Annotated in this window: 18 protein-coding genes and 1 pseudogene; 10 read left to right on the plus strand and 9 right to left on the minus strand. The window is 40.1% G+C overall.

The genetic code is table 11. The features are described 5' to 3' along the window. Positions 1-28 precede the first annotated feature (28 nt). Positions 29-172 carry a DUF2897 family protein gene (locus H3302_RS05535; protein ID WP_074988602.1) on the minus strand — a complete coding sequence of 48 codons (144 nt, stop codon included), beginning with the start codon at positions 170-172 and terminating at the stop codon, positions 29-31. A 249-nt stretch (positions 173-421) separates the two neighbouring features. Further along, positions 422-958: an acyloxyacyl hydrolase gene (locus H3302_RS05540; RefSeq protein WP_065979777.1), complete on the minus strand. Its 537-nt coding sequence runs from the start codon at positions 956-958 to the stop codon at positions 422-424. A 237-nt stretch (positions 959-1195) separates the two neighbouring features. Here H3302_RS05540 and H3302_RS05545 point away from each other — a divergent pair, with 237 nt between their 5' ends. After that, positions 1196-1789: a phospholipid-binding protein MlaC gene (locus H3302_RS05545; protein ID WP_036969635.1), complete on the plus strand. Its 594-nt coding sequence runs from the start codon at positions 1196-1198 to the stop codon at positions 1787-1789. Between the two features lie 256 nt (positions 1790-2045). Beyond that, a complete protein-coding gene (locus tag H3302_RS05550; RefSeq protein ID WP_036969633.1) occupies positions 2046-3383 on the plus strand; it encodes an ankyrin repeat domain-containing protein in 1338 nt (445 codons plus the stop codon). Positions 3384-3664: 281 nt separating this feature from the next. Here the strand turns inward: H3302_RS05550 and H3302_RS05555 are convergent, their stop codons facing one another. Genes H3302_RS05555 through H3302_RS05575 form a run of 5 tightly spaced genes read right to left on the minus strand, consistent with a single transcriptional unit; the run spans position 3665 to position 7204 of the window. Next, entirely contained in the window at positions 3665-4126 is a 462-nt protein-coding gene (locus tag H3302_RS05555) for a DUF2069 domain-containing protein (RefSeq protein ID WP_036969630.1), read from the minus strand. Next, positions 4123-4677, minus strand: coding sequence for an NAD(P)H:quinone oxidoreductase (gene wrbA / locus H3302_RS05560; RefSeq protein ID WP_036969628.1), 555 nt, complete (start codon positions 4675-4677; stop codon positions 4123-4125). Before wrbA ends, H3302_RS05555 begins: the two co-directional genes overlap by 4 nt. Further along, on the minus strand, positions 4677-5024 hold the full coding sequence (gene arsC, locus H3302_RS05565; RefSeq protein WP_182396240.1) for an arsenate reductase (glutaredoxin): 348 nt from the start codon (positions 5022-5024) through the stop codon (positions 4677-4679). Before arsC ends, wrbA begins: the two co-directional genes overlap by 1 nt. 55 nt (positions 5025-5079) lie before the next feature. Further along, the gene (locus tag H3302_RS05570; protein WP_075594284.1) at positions 5080-6537 is read right to left on the minus strand and encodes a M48 family metalloprotease; all 1458 of its coding nucleotides are present in this window, start codon (positions 6535-6537) and stop codon (positions 5080-5082) included. A gap of 1 nt (position 6538) precedes the next feature. Beyond that, the gene (locus H3302_RS05575; protein WP_036969618.1) at positions 6539-7204 is read right to left on the minus strand and encodes a hypothetical protein; all 666 of its coding nucleotides are present in this window, start codon (positions 7202-7204) and stop codon (positions 6539-6541) included. Positions 7205-7571: 367 nt separating this feature from the next. On the opposite strand from H3302_RS05575, the gene H3302_RS05580 reads away from it, so the two are divergent. Next, complete coding sequence (locus H3302_RS05580) at positions 7572-8639, plus strand: AI-2E family transporter (protein WP_036969615.1); 1068 nt, start codon at positions 7572-7574, stop codon at positions 8637-8639. A gap of 118 nt (positions 8640-8757) precedes the next feature. Further along, positions 8758-11028 carry an aminotransferase class V-fold PLP-dependent enzyme gene (locus H3302_RS05585; RefSeq protein WP_182396241.1) on the plus strand — a complete coding sequence of 757 codons (2271 nt, stop codon included), beginning with the start codon at positions 8758-8760 and terminating at the stop codon, positions 11026-11028. 261 nt (positions 11029-11289) lie between these two features. Here H3302_RS05585 and H3302_RS05590 read toward each other — a convergent pair whose 3' ends face one another. After that, entirely contained in the window at positions 11290-12324 is a 1035-nt protein-coding gene (locus H3302_RS05590; protein WP_182396242.1) for a LacI family DNA-binding transcriptional regulator, read from the minus strand. A 349-nt stretch (positions 12325-12673) separates the two neighbouring features. Between H3302_RS05590 and pgi the strand changes: the two genes are divergently transcribed. From pgi to H3302_RS05615, 5 genes and pseudogenes are all read left to right on the plus strand, one after another. Continuing rightward, a complete protein-coding gene (gene pgi / locus H3302_RS05595; protein WP_182396243.1) occupies positions 12674-14320 on the plus strand; it encodes a glucose-6-phosphate isomerase in 1647 nt (548 codons plus the stop codon). 269 nt (positions 14321-14589) lie between these two features. After that, complete coding sequence (gene zwf, locus H3302_RS05600) at positions 14590-16062, plus strand: glucose-6-phosphate dehydrogenase (RefSeq protein ID WP_036969609.1); 1473 nt, start codon at positions 14590-14592, stop codon at positions 16060-16062. Positions 16063-16067: 5 nt separating this feature from the next. Then, the gene (gene pgl / locus H3302_RS05605; protein WP_036969607.1) at positions 16068-16778 is read left to right on the plus strand and encodes a 6-phosphogluconolactonase; all 711 of its coding nucleotides are present in this window, start codon (positions 16068-16070) and stop codon (positions 16776-16778) included. 663 nt (positions 16779-17441) lie between these two features. After that, a complete protein-coding gene (locus tag H3302_RS05610) occupies positions 17442-19982 on the plus strand; it encodes a TonB-dependent receptor (RefSeq protein ID WP_180311623.1) in 2541 nt (846 codons plus the stop codon). 75 nt (positions 19983-20057) lie between these two features. Then, positions 20058-21574: pseudogene (locus tag H3302_RS05615) on the plus strand (tryptophan halogenase family protein). A gap of 59 nt (positions 21575-21633) precedes the next feature. Here the strand turns inward: H3302_RS05615 and H3302_RS05620 are convergent. Beyond that, positions 21634-22362, minus strand: a complete 729-nt coding sequence (locus tag H3302_RS05620) for a DUF6445 family protein (protein ID WP_220469623.1) — start codon at positions 22360-22362, stop codon at positions 21634-21636. Positions 22363-22592: 230 nt separating this feature from the next. On the opposite strand from H3302_RS05620, the gene H3302_RS05625 reads away from it, so the two are divergent. Continuing rightward, positions 22593-23297 carry a SapC family protein gene (locus H3302_RS05625; RefSeq protein ID WP_036969596.1) on the plus strand — a complete coding sequence of 235 codons (705 nt, stop codon included), beginning with the start codon at positions 22593-22595 and terminating at the stop codon, positions 23295-23297. The last annotated feature ends 93 nt before the right edge of the window (positions 23298-23390 follow it).

Raw genomic sequence — 23390 nt, forward strand, 5'->3', positions numbered from 1 at the left:
TCGTCAGCGCATAATCAAAAAGCCCTGATCAATCAGGGCTTTTTTGATCATTTTCGTCTTTTTTTTCGGGCTTTTTAAAGTCCATTTTTGCTGCATGTTTTAATAAAGCAAGGTTGCCAATGACAACCCCAAACACGGCCACGACGATTGCAATTTTTTGCCAGGTTTCCATAGGTACACTCAGCTAATTCACCAATCTAGATAGTAGCACTTATATCAATCCGCAAAAATACTTAATCATTTTGAGTGTTCAAACCAGTCGCTACCTGCGTTAAAAATGTCTGATTTACGACTGCATGGATGCAGGAGGTAGATCAATGCAGGAGCAATTGCCGAGAACAACTAAATAACTAAATTTTTGCCTTGTTATCAACGCGGTTTTATTACCTCAAAATAGACCTCTTAATTAAGCACAATGGTATTAAAAGCGTTTTGCATAAGAAAGAGAAATAAAATCAAGTCCAGGGTTTGGGCTTTTGAATCCTGCGTTAGAGTAGTGTAAATAGCGTAGTGCTAACGAACGGTTGTCACCTAAATCAGCAACCAAGCCTAACCTATCTTCAAACTGGTAGTGAGTGCTAACATTTTTTCCTGCAAAGTGGGTGTCATCTAAAATTGAGACGCCTATACCAAACTCAACTGACACCGGTATACCTTTAACATTGAACACGGGGTATTGAATCACGGGTGACATTGCTAACACTACGTTAGTTTGATGATTGTTTTCTTTACCGTATTGCCAAATGTTAAAACTCGATTCGAAGTATAAACGGCCGTACTTGAGTGGTAATTTCTCGCTCGGGATATGATATTGGTAGGCTAATTTAATGCCTTTCACGTCGCCTTCACCTTGAATATAATCAATTGCATAACCATGATTTGAAGCTGCATAAAGCGGGCCTGCGACCAAAGCCGTTGCGCAAAGTATGAGGGTTTTTAATTGATGCATTTTTTTCATATCGGTACTTCTCTTTGTGACTGTGAGAATGTAGATAAGGGCAGGGGGGAGCCGTTTTCAATGTGCGAAAATACACAGACGCTGTGCAGGCTCGTGGTTTTAGAAGTAATTATATGAAAATGCTAATAAAAACTGATTGGTGTCATTTTGGCATTAAAAAGGTGTCGTATTGGTTCTTTTTCTTTGGGGTAGTAATCGGTATATTAGCGAAAATTTTTTGATCCAGAAGCACACACAATGACCAGATTAGTTAATTCATTCTTGCTAATTGCAACACTCTTTACGGCCAGTGTAAGCGCCAGTAATGTGAGTTCGCCAAAGCAGTTATTAGAATCAGTAACAGCCGATTTATTTGTTGATATCGCCAATGTGAATGCCAAAGGTGATGCAAGCCCTGAAGCAATGAGCAGTATTGTAGAGCAACGTTTACTGCCACACATGGATATTAAATTTGTATCTTACAAACTGCTAGGTAAGCATATTAAAGGTTTACGCCGCGAACAGGCTGTTGAGTTTATTGCTGCTGTTGAGCACTATTTAACGGTGACTTATGCGGGTGCGCTTATGAAGTACACTGGGCAAAAAGTTATTTTCGATCAATCTCAGTTAGTCGATGGTGATTATGCAACAGTGAAAACGCAAATTGTTGACGATAATGCCCCAGCCATTGATTTACACTTTAAGTTGCGTCAAGGCAAAGACAAGCAATGGAAAGTTTACGATATCGTTGCTGAAGGTATTTCGCTCTTAAGTGCAAAGCAAAAAGAAGTATTGCAACGCATTAGCCAAGTAGGCATCGACCAAGTAACACACGAATTAGCCAGTAAATAAGTTTATATAGTCTCCAACCAAGCAGTGTGCTCCGTGTGTGTGCCACTGCTTTTCTATTTTCTTTAAAAATCACCTACTTTGCGCTAGCACCTCGTACCCTCTGTGGTAGAATCAAGCTACTTTTCTTATTAACCTAAGTATCTGTCAAGATACTCGTTTTTTGGTCGCAATATTAAGCTCAGTGTCAGTTATATTTTGTTATAACTGAGTGCTTAATAAGACCTCGAATAATGTGCAGCGGAGTTGTGTTTTTTTAATGGAAAATGTACTGATTTGGCCGAAGGAATACCCGTTACTGATCAAAGGATTAGCTGAGCAAAACGGGGCTTATATTTTAGATGCTTTAGAAGCTTGGCCTGCATGTCGTTCAACAAATGAAGATGACGGTGTGTGCACGACGGTTCTGCCACCTATTTATTACCTTACTTGGTTAACACCGCTTGAGCCTTTTGAAGAGTGCTACTTTCAGCATATTTCTGAGTTTGATGAATCTGCGCAGCACTATATAAATGCAATGAAAACGCATTTTCTAGACAACGATTACACCCCAGAAAGCCTTGTACTTATGCTCTGCCAGCGTCTTGAAAAATACGCCAGTGCATTTGCGCAATCAGCGGTTAAAACACCGATTACACTTATTCACCAGCTATTCAATCGTCGCTATTTTACGGTGATTGAGCATGTGCTGAATCAAGGTGCAAAAATGTCTGCACAAGACGTGCTTGAGCTGTGGACTGAAGTGGATTTTAGAGATCGTCTTAGTGGCTTTATCCCTGAAACGGTTGCTGACCTGGAACATTTAACCAGCCTTGCAGCAGATAAAGTCGCGCAAGGGGAAGACTACTTTACGTTATTGAAGTTGGTCTCGCCAGACGTTGATTCTGTCGCGTTACTTGAGCAAGCGCTGTTAGCGCATTTAAGTCATGAAAGTGCAAAGCAAACAATGGCAAAGCGCTTTATTGAGCAAGGGGCAACAGGCACACTTGCTGACGAAAACGGTAAAACTGCGTTTATGTGGGCGATAGAAAAAGGCTACGTAAATGTTGTTGAAACGATACTCGAACATCAAGATAAAACGCGACAAGATAACAAAGGTAATACCGCATTACATTATGCCGTGTTTGCCCAAAGTGAACCTTTGTTAGTGTTTTTGTTAAAATCGGGGTTTGATTTTCGTGTCCGTAATAACGAAGGTTTAAGTTGTTATCGCTTAGCCGTCAGTATAAAAGCAGATAACTTGGTAAAATGCCTAGAGCGCGATTTTGGGATTAAAGAGCTTTCACCAGAAGGGCAGTTCGAACGTGTGAAAAAAGTGCATTTGCTGCATGCCATCGTCACTTTGCTTTTCCCTGTGCAGTTGTTCTTCTTTTTTGATGATAGCATTGCTATAAAAAGTGAATTAACGCTGAGCTTTACCTTGCTTGCCATCATGTGCTTTTTCTTTGCAACGAGTTTAAAGCGTTGCGCGCTTTACCCACATTTACGCCACCCTTGGGGACTCTTTCTACTGCGTATGTTTTCGTTGTTTAGTTTGGTCGCACAAGTTGGTTTGGCAAGCATTGTGGCATTAGCGACACTTTCAGAGCTTGTTTAATATCATTAATTCGTAATAATACTTAATCATTTTGAGGGTTTAACCTGTCGCTATTTGCGTTAAAAATTGCTGATTTACGACTGCATGGATGCAGGAGGTAGAGCAATGCAGGAGCCATTGCCGAGAACAACTAAATAACGATTTTTTTGCTTTGTTATCAGCGACGTTTTAGCCTCAACACTGCTCATTTAATTAACCGAATTGAATTGGGATAAGTACAGAAGTGTGGAGTTTCCGCTTTTATTTCAATAAAAAAACGGCAACCTTGGTTGCCGTTTTTGCTATTTTTTAGACTCGCTTTCGTGGGCGGCTTTTTCTTCTGCTAACTCTTCTTTGAGCTTACGAATTTTTAATCCTAACTCTTGCCCTCTATGGCGTGCATAATAAGTGCAACCAATAAACATGAGGCTTGCAAAGGTTAACTCAAGTAACACCCAAATAAGCTGATCTTGGGCTACCCAAAGCAAGGTAAAGCCATGAATAAAATAGAACATGACAATAAAGTTAGCCCATGCGTAGGTGTAGGGCTTGTCTTGAATAATTCCTTTTAATGGCAATAGCAATGGCACAATATAAACAACAAATATAAATGCGTTGCTGTGGCCTTCTCGTGGTGCAATTAAAAACAACCAAATTGGCATTAAAATTAATAAACCAATGTAACCAATTAATGCAAAACGTTGAAAACGCTTTGTAATCGGCTTTTTGGCTACAGGGTGGTTTAACTCAGACTCTGAGCTCATTGTAATTTACTCGCAATCAGTGCCAGACGTTTTCCAACACTCTGACAAATTTTTATTTCGTCTTTACTTAGAACATTGCTGTTATTACTACCCGCGACATGTGTTGCGCCATAAGGCGTACCCCCTGTTTCGGTGCCAAGCAGTTCAGGTACGTCATAGGGAACACCAAGCAACATCATACCGTGATGTAACAGTGGTAATGATAAATTAAGCAGTGTGGCTTCGTTTCCGCCATGCATACTACTTGATGACGAGAAGACACAAGCAGGTTTATCAATCAACTGGCCTTTAAGCCATAAATCGCTGGTTGTTTCCCAAAAGCTTTTTGCTTGTGAGGCCATCATACCAAAGCGTGTAGGAGTGCCAAACGCAAGGCCATCACAGTTAATCAAATCATCTTTACTGATCACGATGTCGTGCGGTTGACGTTGTACAAACGTACGCAATAAGGCGTTTGCCCCTTGCTGCTCAATAGCATCGCAAATCTCATGGGCCATGGCTTCTAAAGAACCATGGCTTGAGTGGTATAAAACAACAATATTGGTTGTCATTAAAGCACGCTTAATACGTTTTCAGGTGGACGACCTAGGGCCGCTTTGTTGTTATTTACAACAATTGGACGCTCAATTAATTTAGGGTTAGCAACCATTGCAGCACGCAGTTTGCTTTCATCTTGCTCGCTCTTTAAATCAAGTTCTTTATAGATATCTTCTTTGGTGCGCATTAATTCTCGCACAGAAGAAAAACCAAGCTGGTCTACAAGCGTTGCGATTTGCGCTTCATCTAGTGGCGTTTTTAAGTATTCAACCACGGTAGGTTGTACGTTATTGCTTTCGAGTAGGGCAAGTGTCTCACGTGACTTTGAACAACGTGGGTTATGATAAATAGTAACAGACATGGTGTGTTCTCTAAATTTATGAATTTGGTTTATTTTAGGGCAAGCGTGGCGAGACTTAAAGTCTCGCTAGTTCTTTTTGCAGTTGACGATATTGTGTTAGAAGTGCTTTTAAGCGTTGTTGCTTAACGAGCTCTTCAGGCTCAACAAAATTAAGCGCTTTTTGAATTTCGTCAGCGGCTTTTAAATAGGCTCCATACTGGGCAAGTACATCGGCATTTGCTTCATGATATGACGCCATATTTTCTTGTTTTTTATAAACAGAGGCAATTAATTGCTTCCCTAAGTTATGTTCTGGCTTTGCTAATAAAAACGATTTTAAAATACGCTCAGCGAGTTCGTATTGTTCTGCTTCAATTGCTGCATTTGCGTAGTTTAGTGTAATTACTTGATTGTTTGGCCTATCAACATCCAGTTTTGCTAAATACGTCACAGCCTCAGCGGCTTTGCCTTGCGCAATAAGTAAATCAGTGTGGGTGTCGATATAAAATAGGTTTTTAGGGTCTTCCTTCAGTAAAGGCTCAAGAATACTGGCCGCTTCATCCAGCTTTTTTTGATCTAACAAACTAATGCCTAATCCGTATTTCAGTGCGGTGTTGTGTACGGTATTTTCACGCATTAACTTACGAAATAAGTCTTCAGCAGCTTTTGATTTCTGGTAATAGCGAGCAATAACTCGGCTTTTTGCTAAATTGAACTCGAGGCTGTCTTCGAAATGTTTTTTTGGATATTGCTCGGCACGTAGGCGAACATCAGACACCCTGCTTTCAGGTAATGGGTGAGTTAACAAAAACGCCGGTGGCTTATATTTGTAACGAATTTGTGCAGCCAGTTTAGTTAAAAATTCACTCGATTGGCGCGGATCGAAGCCGGCATTATTGAGTGTTTGCATACCAATACGGTCTGCCTCTTGTTCTGCAGCTCGGCTGTGTGTTAGTTGGCTAAATGCCGCTTGTGTTTGGTTAGCTGAAATAATAGCAATACCGGCATCGGGAGCAACGACGGTTGCTAAAATACCTGCAATCATACCGGCAATGGTTAAAGCATTATTGTCTTGTTGTTGTTGAATACGACGCGCTAAGTGGCGTTGTGTTACGTGTGCAATCTCGTGACCTAGTACCGAGGCAAATTGACTTTCATTATCGGCTTGTGCAATGAGACCCGTGTGTACACCAACATGGCCACCGTAAAAAGCAAACGCATTTATTTCGGGGTTGTCGATCCAAAAAAATGAAAAGGGGAAACGCACATCATTGGCATTGGCCACTAATCGACGGCCTAAAGTGGTGAGGTATTCATCAAGTACCGGATCAGATACGACAGGGGATGAACCGCGAATTTGCATCATCATAACTTCGCCGATTGCTTGCTCTTTTTCAATCGGCAATGCTTGCAGTGCTGAGGTACCTAAATCTGGAAGCTTAAAATTTGTTTGTGCCTTCAACGGCTCACTATGCAGTATCGAAAACGTTAATAATGCACTGCATAGTGTAATAAAGGCTGATTTTATTCGCATTTTATTCCTTGTTGATTTGTTCACCTAGCATGACTTTGGCTATATCAATTTCGTCGCTGCATGCACGGCTATCTTTTTCGCACAATTGATAGAAATCTTTTATTGTGACTCCATCTAGCTTAACAACGTTCAACTCCCGTTGTAAAAAAGTTATGATTTTATGCACAACTTTATGAGCATGAAGGATCAGTGCTTTATCTGCTTTATCGCCTCGTTCAAAGTAAAATGCAATAAATTTATGTAGCTGATTGATACGAATCAGATTTTTCATAGTATGTGGATCCCACACACGAAACTCCATAAAGCGATTATCTTTAATATACTGATCGACCGTGACATCTTTTGCATAAGGATAAGCCCACAGCTCGAACCCTCGGTCCGTGAAGCTTTGGTGCAAAGCAAGGCGCGGCTTATTATTACACACTATCTCGCCTAATTCTGTTTCGTGTCCATCAAGTATATCAAGATTCCAATTTCGCGGGTCGATAAGCCGCTTTACTGCATTGTCAAAACCATGATCTAAAATACCTTCCGATTCGCTGACCGAAGATGCCACCATGTGATAAAATGGAGGCAATTCCCCCCAGTTTATTTGTTTTTTAAACCAATTAATCTCTTTAAGAGTTGGATTCGCTGGTAATTGCGCTTTATTATGCGAGCCAGGCATCGTGTTTCCTTTACTATCCGGTATCCGATAAGGATAAACTATTGCTTTGCGTGTTTTAAGAAAAAAATGATTTATTACTCATTATAAAGACTTATTTTTTAATGAGTGCTGTGATCTAATACTTATTATTCATATAAATTACGTAGTTGATTCGTTATGTTGATGTGTGATTTGCGGCCATTTAAATGCCCGCAACAGTTTATTCAGTTTAAATTAGGGTTAAATAAGGCAGTATCTGCCAATCAATCAGTTACTTTTACATTTAATGCTGCTGAGTCGAGTGAGGATATGCAGCGATTTTTAGAAAAACATCATTACCATTTTAAAATTGACCTAAAATTAGGTGTACTCATTGTGGAGCCAATTCGTGTTTGAATATGTAAAAGCTTGGTACGAAAATAAATTTTCCGACCCCCATTCGGTCACCTTATTGTTGCTGCTAATTGCAACGGTGGCGCTGTTTTACTTTTTTGGCTCTCTTATTGTGCCGGTGCTGGTTGCGCTGGTCATTGCATATTTACTTGATTGGCCTGTTGTTCATTTAGAAAAGCTAGGCATGAAGCGCTTTACGGCCTCTATTTTAGTGATGCTGTTATTTAGCGGTTTGATGATCATGATTTTAATTGGAATGGGGCCTGTACTTTGGCAGCAAACCAGTAATTTAGTGCAAGAAACCCCCTACATGATAGAAAAAGGGAAAGCACTGCTACTACATTTACCTGAAGATTACCCCAGTTTAATTACCTCTGAACAAGTTAAGTCGATAGTCAGTAGCGTTGAAGCAAAAGTGATTGAATTTGGTCAACTTGCGCTGTCGGTTTCGTTAACGTCGTTAAAAGATGTGGCTGCTTGGCTTATTTATCTGATTTTGGTGCCACTGTTAGTTTTCTTTATGCTTAAAGACAAGCAAGAATTAACACAAAGTGCTGAACGATTAATTCCAAAACAACGCCGCCTTATCATCCAAGTATGGCAAGAGATGAATCAGCAAATCATGAATTACATTCGTGGCAAGGTGTTTGAAATTTTAATTGTCGGTACTGCTTCATTTATTGCATTTGCGGTGCTTGATTTACGTTATGCAGCATTACTTGGCGTTTTAGTGGGCTTATCGGTGCTTATTCCATTTGTTGGCGCTGCTTTGGTGACGATTCCGGTTGCGGCTGTTGCGCTATTCCAATTTGGTTTAGAGACCCAGTTTTGGACAATCCTTATTATTTATGGGGTTATTCAGGCGCTCGATGGCAATGTGTTAGTTCCGCTGTTATTTTCGGAAGCTGTTGATTTGAATCCTGTATTTATAATCGTTGCGGTTTTATTTTTTGGTGGCTTATGGGGATTCTGGGGCGTGTTTTTTGCGATACCGCTGGCATCGCTTGTTAAAGCACTAATTAATGCTTGGTCATCGAAGCAGGTCGACCTTACTCCTAGCTAGCTTAGTATTAAAAGCTATATAAAACGCACTTTACTGACTAATTGATTATTATAATTTACACGTGAAAAATGTAAAATAGGTTATAAGATATATCTTTTAGTAATATGGTGCGTTTTTCATGGCAAATTTTTTTCTTCCAGACGATGCTAATCAGCAGATTTATTTAGATGCAAACGCAACGACACCGGTACTTCCTCAAATTGCAGATGTAGTGTCTCATACAATGCAAGTCTGTTTTGGTAACCCATCGAGTTCACACATCACAGGTATTCAAGCAAAATATCTATTAGAACAAACACGAAGCAAAGCACGTGATGTGATTGGGGCGTCTGATGGCGACATATTGTTTACCTCGGGAGCAACCGAAGGTATTCAGACTGCTGTTGTATCGACATTAATAGCGGCAAAAAATCATCAAATTGAAAATCCAGTGCTGCTTTATGGCGCCACAGAGCACAAAGCGGTTCCAAATACATTAAAGCACTGGAACAATGTGCTGGATATTAATGCGCAAGTGTTGGCTATTCCGGTTGATAAATACGGCATTTTAGATCATGAGTTCATCCGCAAGCATGCTGCAAATGCTCTAATGATCTGCACTATGGCAGTCAATAATGAAACGGGTGTGTTTCAAGACTTAGCGGCTATCGAGCAAGTGATCCGCAGTGAAAACACGCGCGTCGCTTGGATGGTCGATTGTGTTCAAGCTTTAGGTAAAACCCGTTTGGCTTTAAGCCAAACCACAATAGACTATGCGCCTTTTTCTGGCCATAAACTGTATGCACCCAAAGGCATTGGGGTGCTATATATTCGTAAAGGCAGTGCATACACTCCGTTTATTGCCGGTGGTGGTCAAGAAAGCGGCATGCGCTCTGGCACAGAAAACTTACCGGGAATTGCTGGCCTGAACGAGTTGTTTTCGTTATTGCTTGATAAAGATAATCACACCTTTAAACCACTAGAGCAGTTACATGCTTTTCGCAAGCAGCTGCATGAAGCTCTGATTGATACGTTTGGCAGTATTACGTTTAATCATGAATTTGAGTATTCAGTGCCAACGACATTAAATTTTGCTGTGAACGAATTAACCAGCAAAGAGATGATGGACTTATTTGATGCTGCGGGTATTCGTGTTAGTGGTGGTTCTGCGTGTAGCTCTGGTGCGAATCGCAGCTTTGTACTTGATGCAATGGGCGCATCTGATTGGCAGAGTGAAAATGCAATTCGGATGTCATTTGGTCCAGCGGTAACCGAGCAAGAAATTAATTATGCCTGCGATAAGATCCGCTCGCTTAAACCTATTCTTGAAGCAAATTGTTTGGTGGTTTCGGACAGCACTTCACCTCAACAAGAGGTCTGTGCAATTGGTTTGACTCAATTACGTCATCAAGCAGCGTGTTGTTGGTTATACGTTGATAGCAATAAGCATGCAGTTGTGATTGATCCAATTATTGAGCTGATACCGCGAATGGCTAAAATTGTCGCAACACAAGGTTTGTTAGTTAAAGCTATTTTAGATACACACAAACATCAAGAACGCTTATCAGCTCGCTGTTTACTTGCTAAAGAATTAGCAGAGCAGTACGTAGGCAATGAAACAGACGAATTAGGCTGGCCTGTTAATGATGAAACAATAGCACTTAATACCGCGCGTTTACGTAAAGTCGCGACACCGGGTCACAGCCAAGACAGTGTGAGCTATTTACTCGAAAATAGCCTAACAAATGATGTTAGTTATTGTTTCTGCGGTGATTTAATTCTTCCTGGTGGGTTAGGTAACACAGTAATTAGTGGCAGTGATACGGCACAAATGGTGCAATCATTAAAATCTCTCGCTACGCTGATTGATGATACTACGCTGATTTGCTCGGGACATGATTACCAGCAATGCTTTGCGATGGATTGGCATGCACAAAAAGCGACGACTCCTTTATTAGCGACGTTGCTTAATGGGCAGTTAAGTGAGGCTGAATTTATTGAATTAAAGCAGCAAGCCGATCAACAAAAGCAGCACACAAGTCACCCATTGTGTGGTTACGTTGATGTGCTTGAAAGCACGCCAATGAAACAGCTTACATCAACGGATGCCAAAGCTATGTTAGGCGATCAAGCAACCTATTTGATTGATACCCGTGAACCTTACGAACATGGTGTGGCTAATCTTGCTGAGGTATTTAATGTTGAGAACGCGAAAGTTATCAATATTCCATTGAGCCGTATGGCAAATGCGATAGTGCAAGGACAACTCGATAAAGCGAAAAATTATATTTTAGTGTGCCGCAGCGGTAATCGCTCAAAGCAGGCTGCAAATAATTTATCGCAATTAGGGTTTGAACATGTTTATAACTTGAATGGCGGACTCGCACTGATCAATTCCAATCAGCAATAATACTTAATTTTTGAGGGATTAAATCTGTCGCGACCTGCGTTAAAAATGCCTAATTTACGACTGCATGGATGCAGAGCAATGCAGAAGCAATTGCCGAGAACATCTAAATAACAACATTTTTGCCTTGTTATCAACGCGGTTTTATTGCCTCAAAATAGGCCACTGAATTAAGCGAACTGGTATTAGCGCGACACAGCACCATTGAGTTATAAAAAACAAAGCCGCTATTTATAGCGGCTTTTGTATAGTTGATGTGTTTTATCAGGAGGCGCTGTTAGGCCCTGAGCTTTCACGTATCACCAACGAAGGGGTGAATGTGGTAATAATGTCTTTATCTTGATTGCGCGCACCACGTGTTTTTCTGAATAACAGGCGCGCTGCATGTTGTGAAATCACATCATTAGCCTGATGCGCGGTTGTTAGTTTAGGCCATGTTTGGCGCGAGAATGGTGAATCCTCGAACCCGGTGATTGATAATTGCTCTGGAATTTCAATTCCCATTAGCCGAGACGCGAACAACGCACCGGCTGCCATTTCATCGTTTCCGCCTAAAAGCGCAGTAATTTTCAGTGGGTTGTTCTCACCAAGTAACGCTTTGGCTCCTTCAACGCCTGATTCAAATGAATATTGGCCTTCATAAACCAGTGCATTGTTGAGCGCGATGTTGTGATCTTTTAGCGCAGCTTGATAGCCTTCTAAGCGTTCAGTGGTTGACTTATGCTCTTTGTCGCCGCATAAAAAGCCAATGTTTTTATGACCAAGCGATAATAAATGAGAAGTAATTTCATACGCAGCTTCATAATCGTTCACATAAATACACGTATCTTGGTCTTCGTCTGTAGGGCGGCCAGATAATACACGCACATAATGGATACCCATTTCATCGAGCATATCAATAATACTATTTTGCTCGGATAGTGGGGGAGTGAGGACTAAACCAGCTAAACGAGAACGTTTTATCATGGTCTTAAAATCTGCTTCCATATTGCTGTCTGTGTAGCTACATGGGTGGATTACAAGTTCATAGCCCTCTTCTTTACAACGAGATAAAACCCCATTTTGCATATCGATAACGTAATAGGCATTCGGGTTGTCATACACTAAGCCGACAGTGAAAGAAGATGTACCCGCAAGATTTCGAGCTGCAAGATTAGGTTGGTAGTTAAGCGTATTAACAGCGTCCATCACGATGTCATACGTTTTTTTTCTGACCGATGGCTCTTTATTGATCACTCGCGAAACGGTTTTCATAGAAACACCCGCAAGTTTAGCTACATCATTTATGGTTACTTTCATACGGTTACTTTATAGTTCGTTATAATTGTATTATAATATTACTCGAAAGATGTGCTCCTGCACGCTTTTCTTACTTAAGTACATTAATATTTAATATAAGTTGTTTAGTGTATCTAATGTTCTACCAAATTAGCAGTAAAATAATTGAGATAATTTTTATGATACCGGTGTCAAAAGAGAAAAATTGCGCTATTATCTCGACTATAAAATGTAAAAGTAGAACATTGACAGCGTTGTCATTTTAACTTAGTGTTATTTTACTTCGTGTTTTTAGTTGCTGTCTTTATTCTAAATTAATAAAAAGATAGTTTTAAATCAGTTTGTTGCAAGTTTTTAGGGGATTATGTTTATGAGCAGCCGTTCGCAATTAGCTAGTTGGCAAGCACTGTCAGAAAGTGCAAAGAAGATGAAACAAATTCATCTTAAAAATTTATTTGCCGAAGATAGTGCGCGTTTCGAACAATTCTCTACTCAAATCCCAGGCATATTATTTGATTATTCAAAGCAACATATTGATAAAACGGTTTTTGAGCAGCTCATTTCATTAGCCAAAGAGTGCAATGTGAGTGCATGGCGTGAAAAAATGTTCAGTGGTGAAAAAATTAATATCACTGAAGATCGTGCCGTACTTCATACCGCTCTTCGTAATCGTGCAAACACGGCTATTGTGGTTGATGGTGAGAATGTGACCGATGCAGTCAACGCAGAACTGGCTAAAATGGAGACCTTTGTAAATAAGGTGCGCAGCGGTGAGTGGCGTGGTTACACTGGCAAAGCAGTGAAAGATGTTGTCGCGATTGGTGTCGGGGGTTCTAACTTAGGACCGCAAATGGCAACTGAAGCATTGGCCGCTTACGCTGACGATACGTTAAACGTGCATTATGTATCGAATGTTGATGGTGTACAGATTGCATCTGTTTTAAAAGAATTAGACGCAGAAACCACGCTTTTTGTGATTTCTTCGAAAACATTTACTACGTCAGAAACGATGACGAATGCTAAAACGGCTGTTGAGTGGTTTTTACAAGCGGCAGACGCACAAGCGCATATCGCTAAGCACTTTGTAGCAGTGAGCACAAATTTAGAAAAAACAGCTGCATTTGGTATTGCTGATGAAAACGTATTCACAATGTGGGATTGGGTCGGTGGTCGCTTTTCTTTATGGAGTGCGATAGGATTACCAATCGCGTTGTACCTAGGATTCGACGCGTTTGAAGCGATATTAGAAGGTGCGTTTGAAGTTGATGAGCATTTTAAAAATGCTGACTTTGAAACTAATATTCCTTTATTAATGGCACTTTTAAGTGTGTGGAATACGAGCTTTTTAGGTCATACGTCGCACGCTATTTTACCGTATGATCAAGCACTGCATATGCTACCTGCGTACTTACAGCAAGGCGAAATGGAAAGTAACGGTAAGCATGTTAACTTTGCAGGGGACACTGTACCGTATACAACAGTTCCAATCATTTGGGGTATGACAGGTATTAATGGCCAACACGCATTTTACCAATGTTTACACCAAGGTAATGTGATTGTGCCAGCTGACTTTATTGCGTCAATTGAGCCGCAAGTGAATGTTGGCAAACACCATGATATTTTATTATCAAACTTCTTTGCACAAACAGAAGCCATGATGGCCGGTGTCGATGCAGAGCAAGTAACAGCAGATTTGACCGCGAAAGGTAAATCTGAAGCCGAAATTGCAGAATTACTGAATCATAAGATTCATCAAGGCAATCGCCCAACAACGTCAATGCTACTAGACAAAGTAGATGCAAAAACAGTGGGTCGTTTAATTGCGCTTTATGAGCATAAGATTTTCTGCCAAGGCATTATTTTAGAAATTTGTTCATTTGACCAATGGGGCGTTGAACTAGGTAAAGGACTTGCCTCTAAAATTGAAGCTGAATTATGTGATGACTCAGTGAGCCATCCTCATGACAGCTCAACCAACGGATTGATCGCTTACTACAAAACACATCGTAAGCAGTAACAGATTCGCAGCATTGCTGCAAAAAAAATACCTTTGAACGGGTAGCGCTGGAGTTCTTAGGGCCTGTATTTTTGTGAGAGGATTTACAGAGCCCCTAAGACTCATTTACTTCAGCACACTATAAGAATAATGAGTAAGCTACTTACAAAAAAATTCAACAGGCTTTGTTAAGGGAACCTGCTAACACGGCCAAATCATCCGTATAACAATACGCACTGCCATACAACATGAAGTGAACTAAATGGCATTGCCAATGTAGAGAGTGATATATGCTAAATCCATTTGATATCGTAATTTTTGGGGGCGGTGGTGATCTTGCGTTACGCAAATTACTTCCTGCCATGTATCGCGCTTATCAAGAGGGCAACCTTCCTCAAGGTTCACGTATCCTTCCTACCGTACGTGAGCAAAGCAAATGTGAAGAATACATAGAAACTGCGCACAAAGCATTACAAGACTTCTTAGGAAAAGGCGAGTTTAACGCAAAAGACTGGAAAGCCTTTTCAGCATATTTAGTACCCGTTGTCTCTAATGTGACAGAAGCCGATGATGACTGGGATAAATTAAGAGATATTTTAGATGAACACGATACTGACAAGTCTCGTGTTTTTTATCTTTCGCTTCCTCCTGCCGTGTACGGTAGTTGTTGTGAAATTTTATCTAAAAAAGGCCTTATCACGGAAACTTCACGTGTTGTTGTAGAAAAGCCAATTGGTTATTGCGGTGCGTCTGCAGAAGAAATTAATGCCAAAATCGCTGAGTATTTTACTGAAGAGCAAATTTTCCGTATCGATCATTATTTAGGTAAAGAAACCGTACAAAACTTAATGGCGCTGCGTTTTTCAAATTCATTATTTGAAAATATGTGGGATGCAAAGTCTATCGACAATATTCAAATTAGCTTATCTGAAACTGTGGGTCTTGAAAGCCGAGCTGGTTTTTATGATAAAGCAGGTGCTTTGCGTGACATGGTACAAAACCACTTGTTGCAGTTACTTTGCTTAGTGGCGATGGAGTCACCAAATAAATTAACAGCGAATAGCATTCGTACTGAAAAATTAAAAGTACTTGAATCACTGCGTCCATTGGTTGCAGAAGATGTTGATGCAAATATTGTTCGAGGACAATATGTACCAGGTAACCTTGACGGTAAAATCGTCCCTGGTTATTTAGAAGAGTTAAACGAAGGGGCAAGTAAAACAGAAACTTTCGTTGCTATTCGTGCACACATTGACAACTGGCGTTGGGCGGGTGTGCCATTTTATCTTCGTACAGGTAAACGCATGAAGAAGCGTTGTGCTGAAATTGTCGTTGAATACAAAAAAGTATCGCACAATGTGTACAGCGATAAAGTCGGAAATATTGAGCCGAACCGCTTAGTGATCCGACTACAACCTGAAGAAACAATTCAGTTAACCTTGATGTCGAAGCGTCTTGATAACCTTGAAATGCAATTAGAGCCTGTGACAATGAACATTGAATTATCACAAGCTTACAGCAATGGTTTCCATTCTGATGCCTATAAACGTTTAATGTTAGATGCAGCAGCAAATAATCCATCACTTTTCATCCATCGTGATGAAGTTCGTCAAGCGTGGAAATGGATTGATCCAATTATCGAACGCTGGCAAGAAAAAGGGGCACCATCGTTATACCGTGCAGGTAGCTGGGGCCCAGAAGATGCAGATGAGCTACTCGAAGAAAATAACCATGTATGGTTTAACACTGGCGACAAGGCATAATTAAGATGGCTACAATTGTTGAAAAATTCTTTGCAAGCAAAGACGAATTAACAGCTGAGCTTTCAGCAAGTTTAGAGCAACGTTTAGTTGCAGGCATTAAAGATGATGGCCGTGCTGTATTGATGGTATCGGGTGGTTCTTCACCTGCACCTGCGTATAAGCATTTATCTAACCTTGATCTTGATTGGCAAAATATTGATGTTGCAATGGTCGATGAGCGCTGGGTTGATGCCTCACATGACAAAAGTAACGAAGCATTTATCAACAGCACCTTATTGCAAAACAAAGGCGCAGCCGCTAATTTCATTACAATGAAAAATGATGCGTTAACAGCACACAATGGCGTTGCTCAATGTGAAGCTGCTTATCAGACATTAAAGCGCCCATTTGATGTAACCATTTTGGGAATGGGGCCAGATGGCCATACTGCATCGTTGTTTCCACACGCTGATGGATTAGAGCATGGGCTTGCCACTGATGATTTGGTGTGTGCAATAAATGCGATTGAAAGTGATGTGACAGGTAAAATTACTGAAAGAATGACATTAACGCTTGCAGCGATTGCTCATTCAAAAGTGGTTAAGCTGTTGATCAGTGGTGAAGAAAAACTGGCTGTATACAAACAAGCGAAAGAGGGTGGTGATGTTGCAGACATGCCACTTAGAGCAGTTCTTAACCATCCAACAATTAATATTGAAGTTTATTGGGCACCTTAGTTTCTAATCAATATCTCTGTATTTAAAGCGAGCTTAGGCTCGCTTTTTTGTTTCAATAACAAAATATAAAAACGATAGACATCGTAAGAATGACTCGTTATACTTAAAAATGACAGCGCTGTCATTGATATTGATTTTTATTATCATAACCCTTGATTCTTTCTGCCCTGAAAAAAGTTAACATTTCTTTTCCAGTGACAGTGCTGTTCCAAAATAGCACGTTTTTTTAATTCTAACATATTGTAAAAACAGTGGTTTATTATAACTTTTTGTTATGGTTAATAAGTGGTCACTGGCAAGTTAAGCTTACAAAAAAGTCCAAAAAATGATGTCAATTTCACAAAGTTATCATTTGTGACTTGTCATCAGCCTCATTACTCATGTTATATTTGCGCCGTTTAAATGTAACAATTCTTAAATATCTAATAATTAATTTTCTTCTATATCAATAACTTTGTTTATTTGTTGCCAATTTTTTGCACAAATTCACCAAAAAGATGTAGCACAAATGTAATTTAGAGTGTATGGTTTGTTACTAGATGACAGCGTTGTCATCATCACTGGGCAGAAGTGATATAAAAACCAACAAAATGATTCAAGGGGAATCCTGTGTTAGCTAAAAATTTTAAGAAAAGCTTATTAGCAGTTAATATCGGTCTTGTAATGAGTGCCGGGTTCACTGGTGCTGCATATGCAGCTGATGAAACAAAAGTTCAAGAAGACGTTGAAGTTATTGAAGTACGTGGTATTCGTCGTTCACTTGAAGCGTCAATGAATACTAAGCGCTTTGCTGACAGCGTTGTCGATGCCGTGTCTGCTGAAGACATCGGTAAATTTCCAGATGGTGACGTGGGTGAAGCATTAGGCCGTATTTCGGGTGTTGCCGTAAACCGTCAATTCGGTCAAGGTCAGCAAGTTTCTATTCGTGGTGCGTCTAGTCAATTAACACGTACGCTTTTAAACGGTCAAACTGTTGCATCGACAGGTTGGTATGATCAGCAATCAATCGACCGTAGCTTTAACTACACACTTTTACCACCAGAATTAGTTGGTGAAATTCAAGTGTATAAATCATCTCAAGCAGACATTGTTGAAGGTGGTGTCGGTGGTACAGTAATTGTTAATACTCGTAAACCGCTTGACCTTGATGCTGGTACAACTTTCTTAAGTGCGAAAGCAGATTACGGCACAATTTCTGAAGAAACAGATCCACAAGTTTCTGGCTTATTTAGCTGGAAAAATGATGAAGAAACATTTGGTCTATTAGGCTCAGTGTCTTGGGCTGAAACAAACTATCAACGTAACGGTATTGAGTCACTAATCGGTTGGGGTGATATTGTTCCTACAACGTTCCAACAAGAGCGTGAGCGTACTGCATTAAATGCAACTTTCCAGTACCGTCCTACAGAAAACCTAGAATTAGGTTTAAATATTATGAGCCTTGAGTTAGATGCAAACAACGCAAATACCTCAAACTTCGTAATGTTCCCAGACGATAAAGAAGCTGCATGTGAGCAAAAAAATGCATCAGGTACATGTACTTTCTATCGTCGTACAGGCGAAGGCGCTAACCCAGGTTGGGTTCAAACGTGGGCACGTATCGCTAGCATGACATCTGATACAGCTGATTTCAGCCTTAAATATGAAGGTGAAAACTTTACGCTAAAAGGTCGCTTAGGTACAACTGAGTCTGAAGGTGGTACAGATCTTACTGCAAACTATGGTAACTTTATTGGTGTTCCATCTGATTATGCCGGTACATATGATGCAACGGGCGAAGTAATCAAAATTGATATTAATAACAAATACTTTGAAGCGTCAGACTTTGCTGGTCCATTATCGCCAGCTGGTTGGGCACTTAAAAAGCAACCTAACACAGATGAAGAAACTTACGCACAGTTCGACCTTTCTTTCCCTGTAGAGTTTGGTGCTATTACTGCGATTAAAACAGGTTTCCGCTGGGCTGACCACGAAGTTAAGCAAGAAACTTATTCAACAACGTTAGTTGATACATTACCAAGTGGTGATGGCGAGACATATTACTCTGGTACGATGTCATCAGGCGCTGGTTTTACTTTACCTGAACCAGACTTTGACAAAATGGTTGCAGATGCACGTGCAGCAATTTCAAGTTTTGATAATGATTCAGCAGTATACCGTTCAGGTTACGGCACTATCGAAGAAGAAAACTTTGCAGTTTACGCAATGGCTGAATTCTCTGCGGAATCTATTCGCGGTAACTTCGGTTTACGTTATATCTCGACAGATGCAGAATCAGATTATTATGGCTTTGCAAACGGTGAATACGAAAGCACTCTGAGCACAGATAAAGCAAGCTACAACGATATCTTACCTAGTATCAATATTGCATTCGATATTGCTGAAGATGTTATTTTACGTACTTCTGCTGCACAAGTTATTGCGCGTCCTAATTACACAGATATGTTCTCTGCATCATCATTTGCAGGTTACTCAGATGGCACAGCAAATAACGAAGTACTAACAAAAGGTAACGTTGGTCTTAACCCATTCAAAGCAACACAAGCAGATTTAGGTATCGAGTGGTACTTTGATGGCGACGGTATGGTAAGTGCAACTTACTTCTTTAAAGACATCACTTCATTCGTGACTTCAAGCCAAATCTTGAATCAACAAATTGGTGTTGTTGACCCAGATACCCAAGGCGACAACTGGACTTTATCAACTAAGCTAAATGCAAGTGGCGGTCAAATCGAAGGTATCGAGCTACAAATCCAAGATGGTTTCGACAGTGGCTTTGGTTACTCTGCAAACTATACATTTGTAGATGCACCATCAGAAGCTGAAAATTACCCTGATATGATTCCATTATTCTCGGATTCGTCTAAGCACACAGTTAACTTAGTAGGTTACTATGAAACAGATACGTACTCAGCACGTTTAGCTTATAACTGGCGTTCAGAGTATATGATCCGTGAGCTTCCTGGTTTCTACGGTAACCGTGAACACCAATCTTACGGTACACTTGATTTCAGTGCGAACTACAGTGTGACAGATAACATTGACGTAACGTTTGAAGCTGTTAACTTAACTGAAGAAGATAGCGTACAAATTGGTGTTGCGCCTTCAGATGCTGAAGTTGTTCCTGAGCTTCGTAATGGCTACCCAGCATGGAGCTTCGAAGGTGAAGCACGCTATAAGCTAGGTGTATCACTTCGTTTCTAATTTAAGTTAGGTAACGAAACTATCAAGCCCAGCGTGTTCTGGGCTTTTTTGTGTGTAAATGATAGCGAGTTAATAATGATTAAAAGAATCGCAATTGTCGGCGGGGGAACTGCAGGGTGGCTGGCGGCTAATCACTTGGGTCACGCTCTCGCTGGATCTGGTATCGAAATTACCCTAATTGAGTCACCCACAATTCCAACGATAGGTGTAGGTGAGGGCACGGTTCCTTCTATGCGCAATTCACTAAAAAATTCGGTATAAGTGAAACTGACTTTATAAATGAATGCGATGTGACCTTTAAGCAGTCTATAAAGTTCGTGAATTGGCTCGATAAATCGAAACATGGCAGTAATTTTTATCATCACTTGTTTGATCACCCTCATGTATTCGGTGAGCAATTAACCGACGCATGGCTCAGACAAAGTAGTGATTCAGACTATGCTTCATTTGTTTCAAAGCAACATGCCTGTTGCGAGCATAACCTGGCACCAAAAACAATTGCCACGCCAGAATATGCAGGAGTTAATGGTTATGCTTATCACTTTGATGCGAAGAAGTTTGCTGCTTTTTTAGGGCGTCATGCGCAGAAACAATTTGCAGTTAAGCATCGTTATGCTGAAATTGAAGAAGTAATAACAGACCAAGATGGCTACATTACTCAGCTTATTGATACTGATGGAAACGCCACAGCGTTTGATTTTATTATTGATTGTTCAGGGTTTTCCGCGGCATTTATTGGTCAGAAGCTGGACGTTGGGTATATCGATAAGTCAGACTACTTATTGACGGATACTGCAATTACGATTCAAGTTCCAACCAATCCTGAACAAGAAATCCCACCTTATACTATTGCCACTGCACACCAAGCCGGGTGGATTTGGGATATTGCTCTCACACAGCGAAGAGGGGTTGGCTTAGTCTATTCATCAAAGTACATGACGGAAGAACAGGCTTTAGTTAAGTTGCATCGCTATTTAGGTAATCAATTTACTCACCTTACTCCTCGTAAAATACCGATTAAAGTGGGACGGCGAGAAAAAATGTGGCATAAAAACTGTGTTGCTATTGGTTTGTCACAAGGCTTTGTTGAGCCCCTAGAAGCCACGGCGATACTCATCGCTGACTTTTCTGCTAATTTACTTTCAAAACGTTTTCCTCGGTGCAGAGCCGATATCGCTTTAATCGCAGATGACTATAATCGCCAAGTAAATTATGTATGGGAACAGACTTTTGATTTTATAAAAATGCACTACTGTGTCTCCGATCGTACTGATTCGGGTTTTTGGCGTGAAAACCGAAATAAAACACAGATATCAGATAAGCTTAAATATAATTTAGCGCGTTGGCAGCGGTTTGCACCGCAACGCGAAGATTTCGAAAGTAAGTTTGATCTGTTTGATCTTGAAAACTATTTATATGTGCTTTTCGGTATGAAATATTTGCCGACGCTAAACACCGGTCACTCTGACAATAAGGCACATGAACAATTAACTCAGTTAAAGCAACAACGTGTTAATCAGCTACTAGCCGAGTTACCGACGCACCGGGCATTATTAGCCAAAATTAAAATGTTCGGCATGCAAAAATACTAATTTATATCAGGTACATATAACTGGCTGTTAATTTTATGAATTGATGGCCACCTCGGGTTTTAGTCAATTCTAAAAAAAGATGAAATACTTAACCGACAGTTCCCTATTGTGGGCTCATTTGTTGGTGCTTTAATGATGGCAGCGCTATGAAGTAAATTGCTTTTATAGATCACAACACGATTTTCTTTAGCTTCAATATTGACCACTTTTTCAAATAACTCTGTACTGGTATTTAAATAACCTTGATGCGTACTTTCATATTGCTGCATGTCATTGATCATTTCAAAAATTATCTCTTTATTATCGGAGCCCACTTTAATTACGTTTGCAGGTAAATACTTGTAAATACCAGTTCCTCCCCATTCTTTACCTGATAAGTAGTGCACCGCAGCGAATGTTTTGTCATCGGTTGAATCGATATGTGGCATACGTTGTAACGGCGAAAGCTCGTTCGGTTTTTGGGTCACGATAGAGAGTTTACACTTGTGTAAATAAAGGGTGTTTTCGCCACTGACTAATATGCCTTTATCAATTAACTCTGCCATTAATTGTTCAAAAACGCGATAATAAGGGGCGGGCATTTCATCACGCTTACCAGGGTATAATGTACCGTCGCTCCCTGGAGGTTGGAAATAGGCAACCTCTGATGCAAAGTGATAAACAGGTGCTAAGCTGGATAAAAAGTCATCAATAATGATTACATTGTCGTTGATTTCATTAATATGAATGACTTGTGTTTTATAGTGCTTATTTAATTGATAACTTTCCATTATAGGCTCAGTAAACATAGTATTATTTATTGAATATACTAACAAAAATAATTACTTAAGCGTGACAATATTTACTTCATTGATGCTGTTTTTTTAGTCAATTTAAAGTGTAAGTAAAAACAGCTCGGTTTGTTAATTAATAATGTACAAACTGCCACAAAATTTTCACTTCCTTTTTGTTGCCAAAACCTATAGGCTTTGGGCACTAACAGCAAAAAACATATTATAAAATTTAATGGAGCAGTATCATGGCGGAGCAACAAGTACAGCCTTTACATAACGAAAAACATGCCAACACTAAAATTCAAAACGGCATCAACATTGAGTTCATGAAAACTCAGCATTTAGTTCCTGTGGTTGCACACGAATTTGCACGTATCGCAAATGAATTCCCAATGGCATTTGTTAAAAACAACGAGTCAGGTCAATTTCAAGCCGTTGCGTTATTTGGTCTAGAGCCAGGTGAAAACCTTTTCATTCAAGACGACAAGTGGACAGCTGCATTTGCACCAATGGCAATGACTCGCTACCCACTGGGTCTTGTTAAGCACCCAGAAGCTGACCAATTTGGCATCGTTATCGACGAAGCAAGCCCTTTAGTTAGCGAAGAAACTGGTAATGCACTTTTCGAAAATGGTGAAGAAACGGAGTACCTTAAACGTCGTAAAGAAGCGCTTGTTTCTTTCATCGAGTTTTCTCAAGTAACTGAAGCATTCACTAAATACCTTGCAGATAAAGAACTACTTGTAGCACAAACGCTAACAGTAGAAATCAAAGGTGAGAAGAAAGACATTAACGGTATCTATCTGGTTGATGAGAAAAAACTTAACTCATTAAGCGATGAAGAGTTCTTAGACCTTCGTAAACGTGGTTACCTAGCACCTATCTACTCTTTCTTAACGTCTACTCATCAAGTAGCACGTTTAGCGCGTTTAAAAGCGGCTAAAGCTTAATTTTAAACAGCAAACAGAAAAGCGCCGTTAGGCGCTTTTTTTGTTTCTTTCGTCGGTTAAAGCTTGAAAAACAGTCGTAAATTATTCACATTG

The sequence above is a fragment of the Pseudoalteromonas sp. MT33b genome (assembly GCF_014117385.1).
GTDB classification, from domain to species: domain Bacteria; phylum Pseudomonadota; class Gammaproteobacteria; order Enterobacterales; family Alteromonadaceae; genus Pseudoalteromonas; species Pseudoalteromonas lipolytica.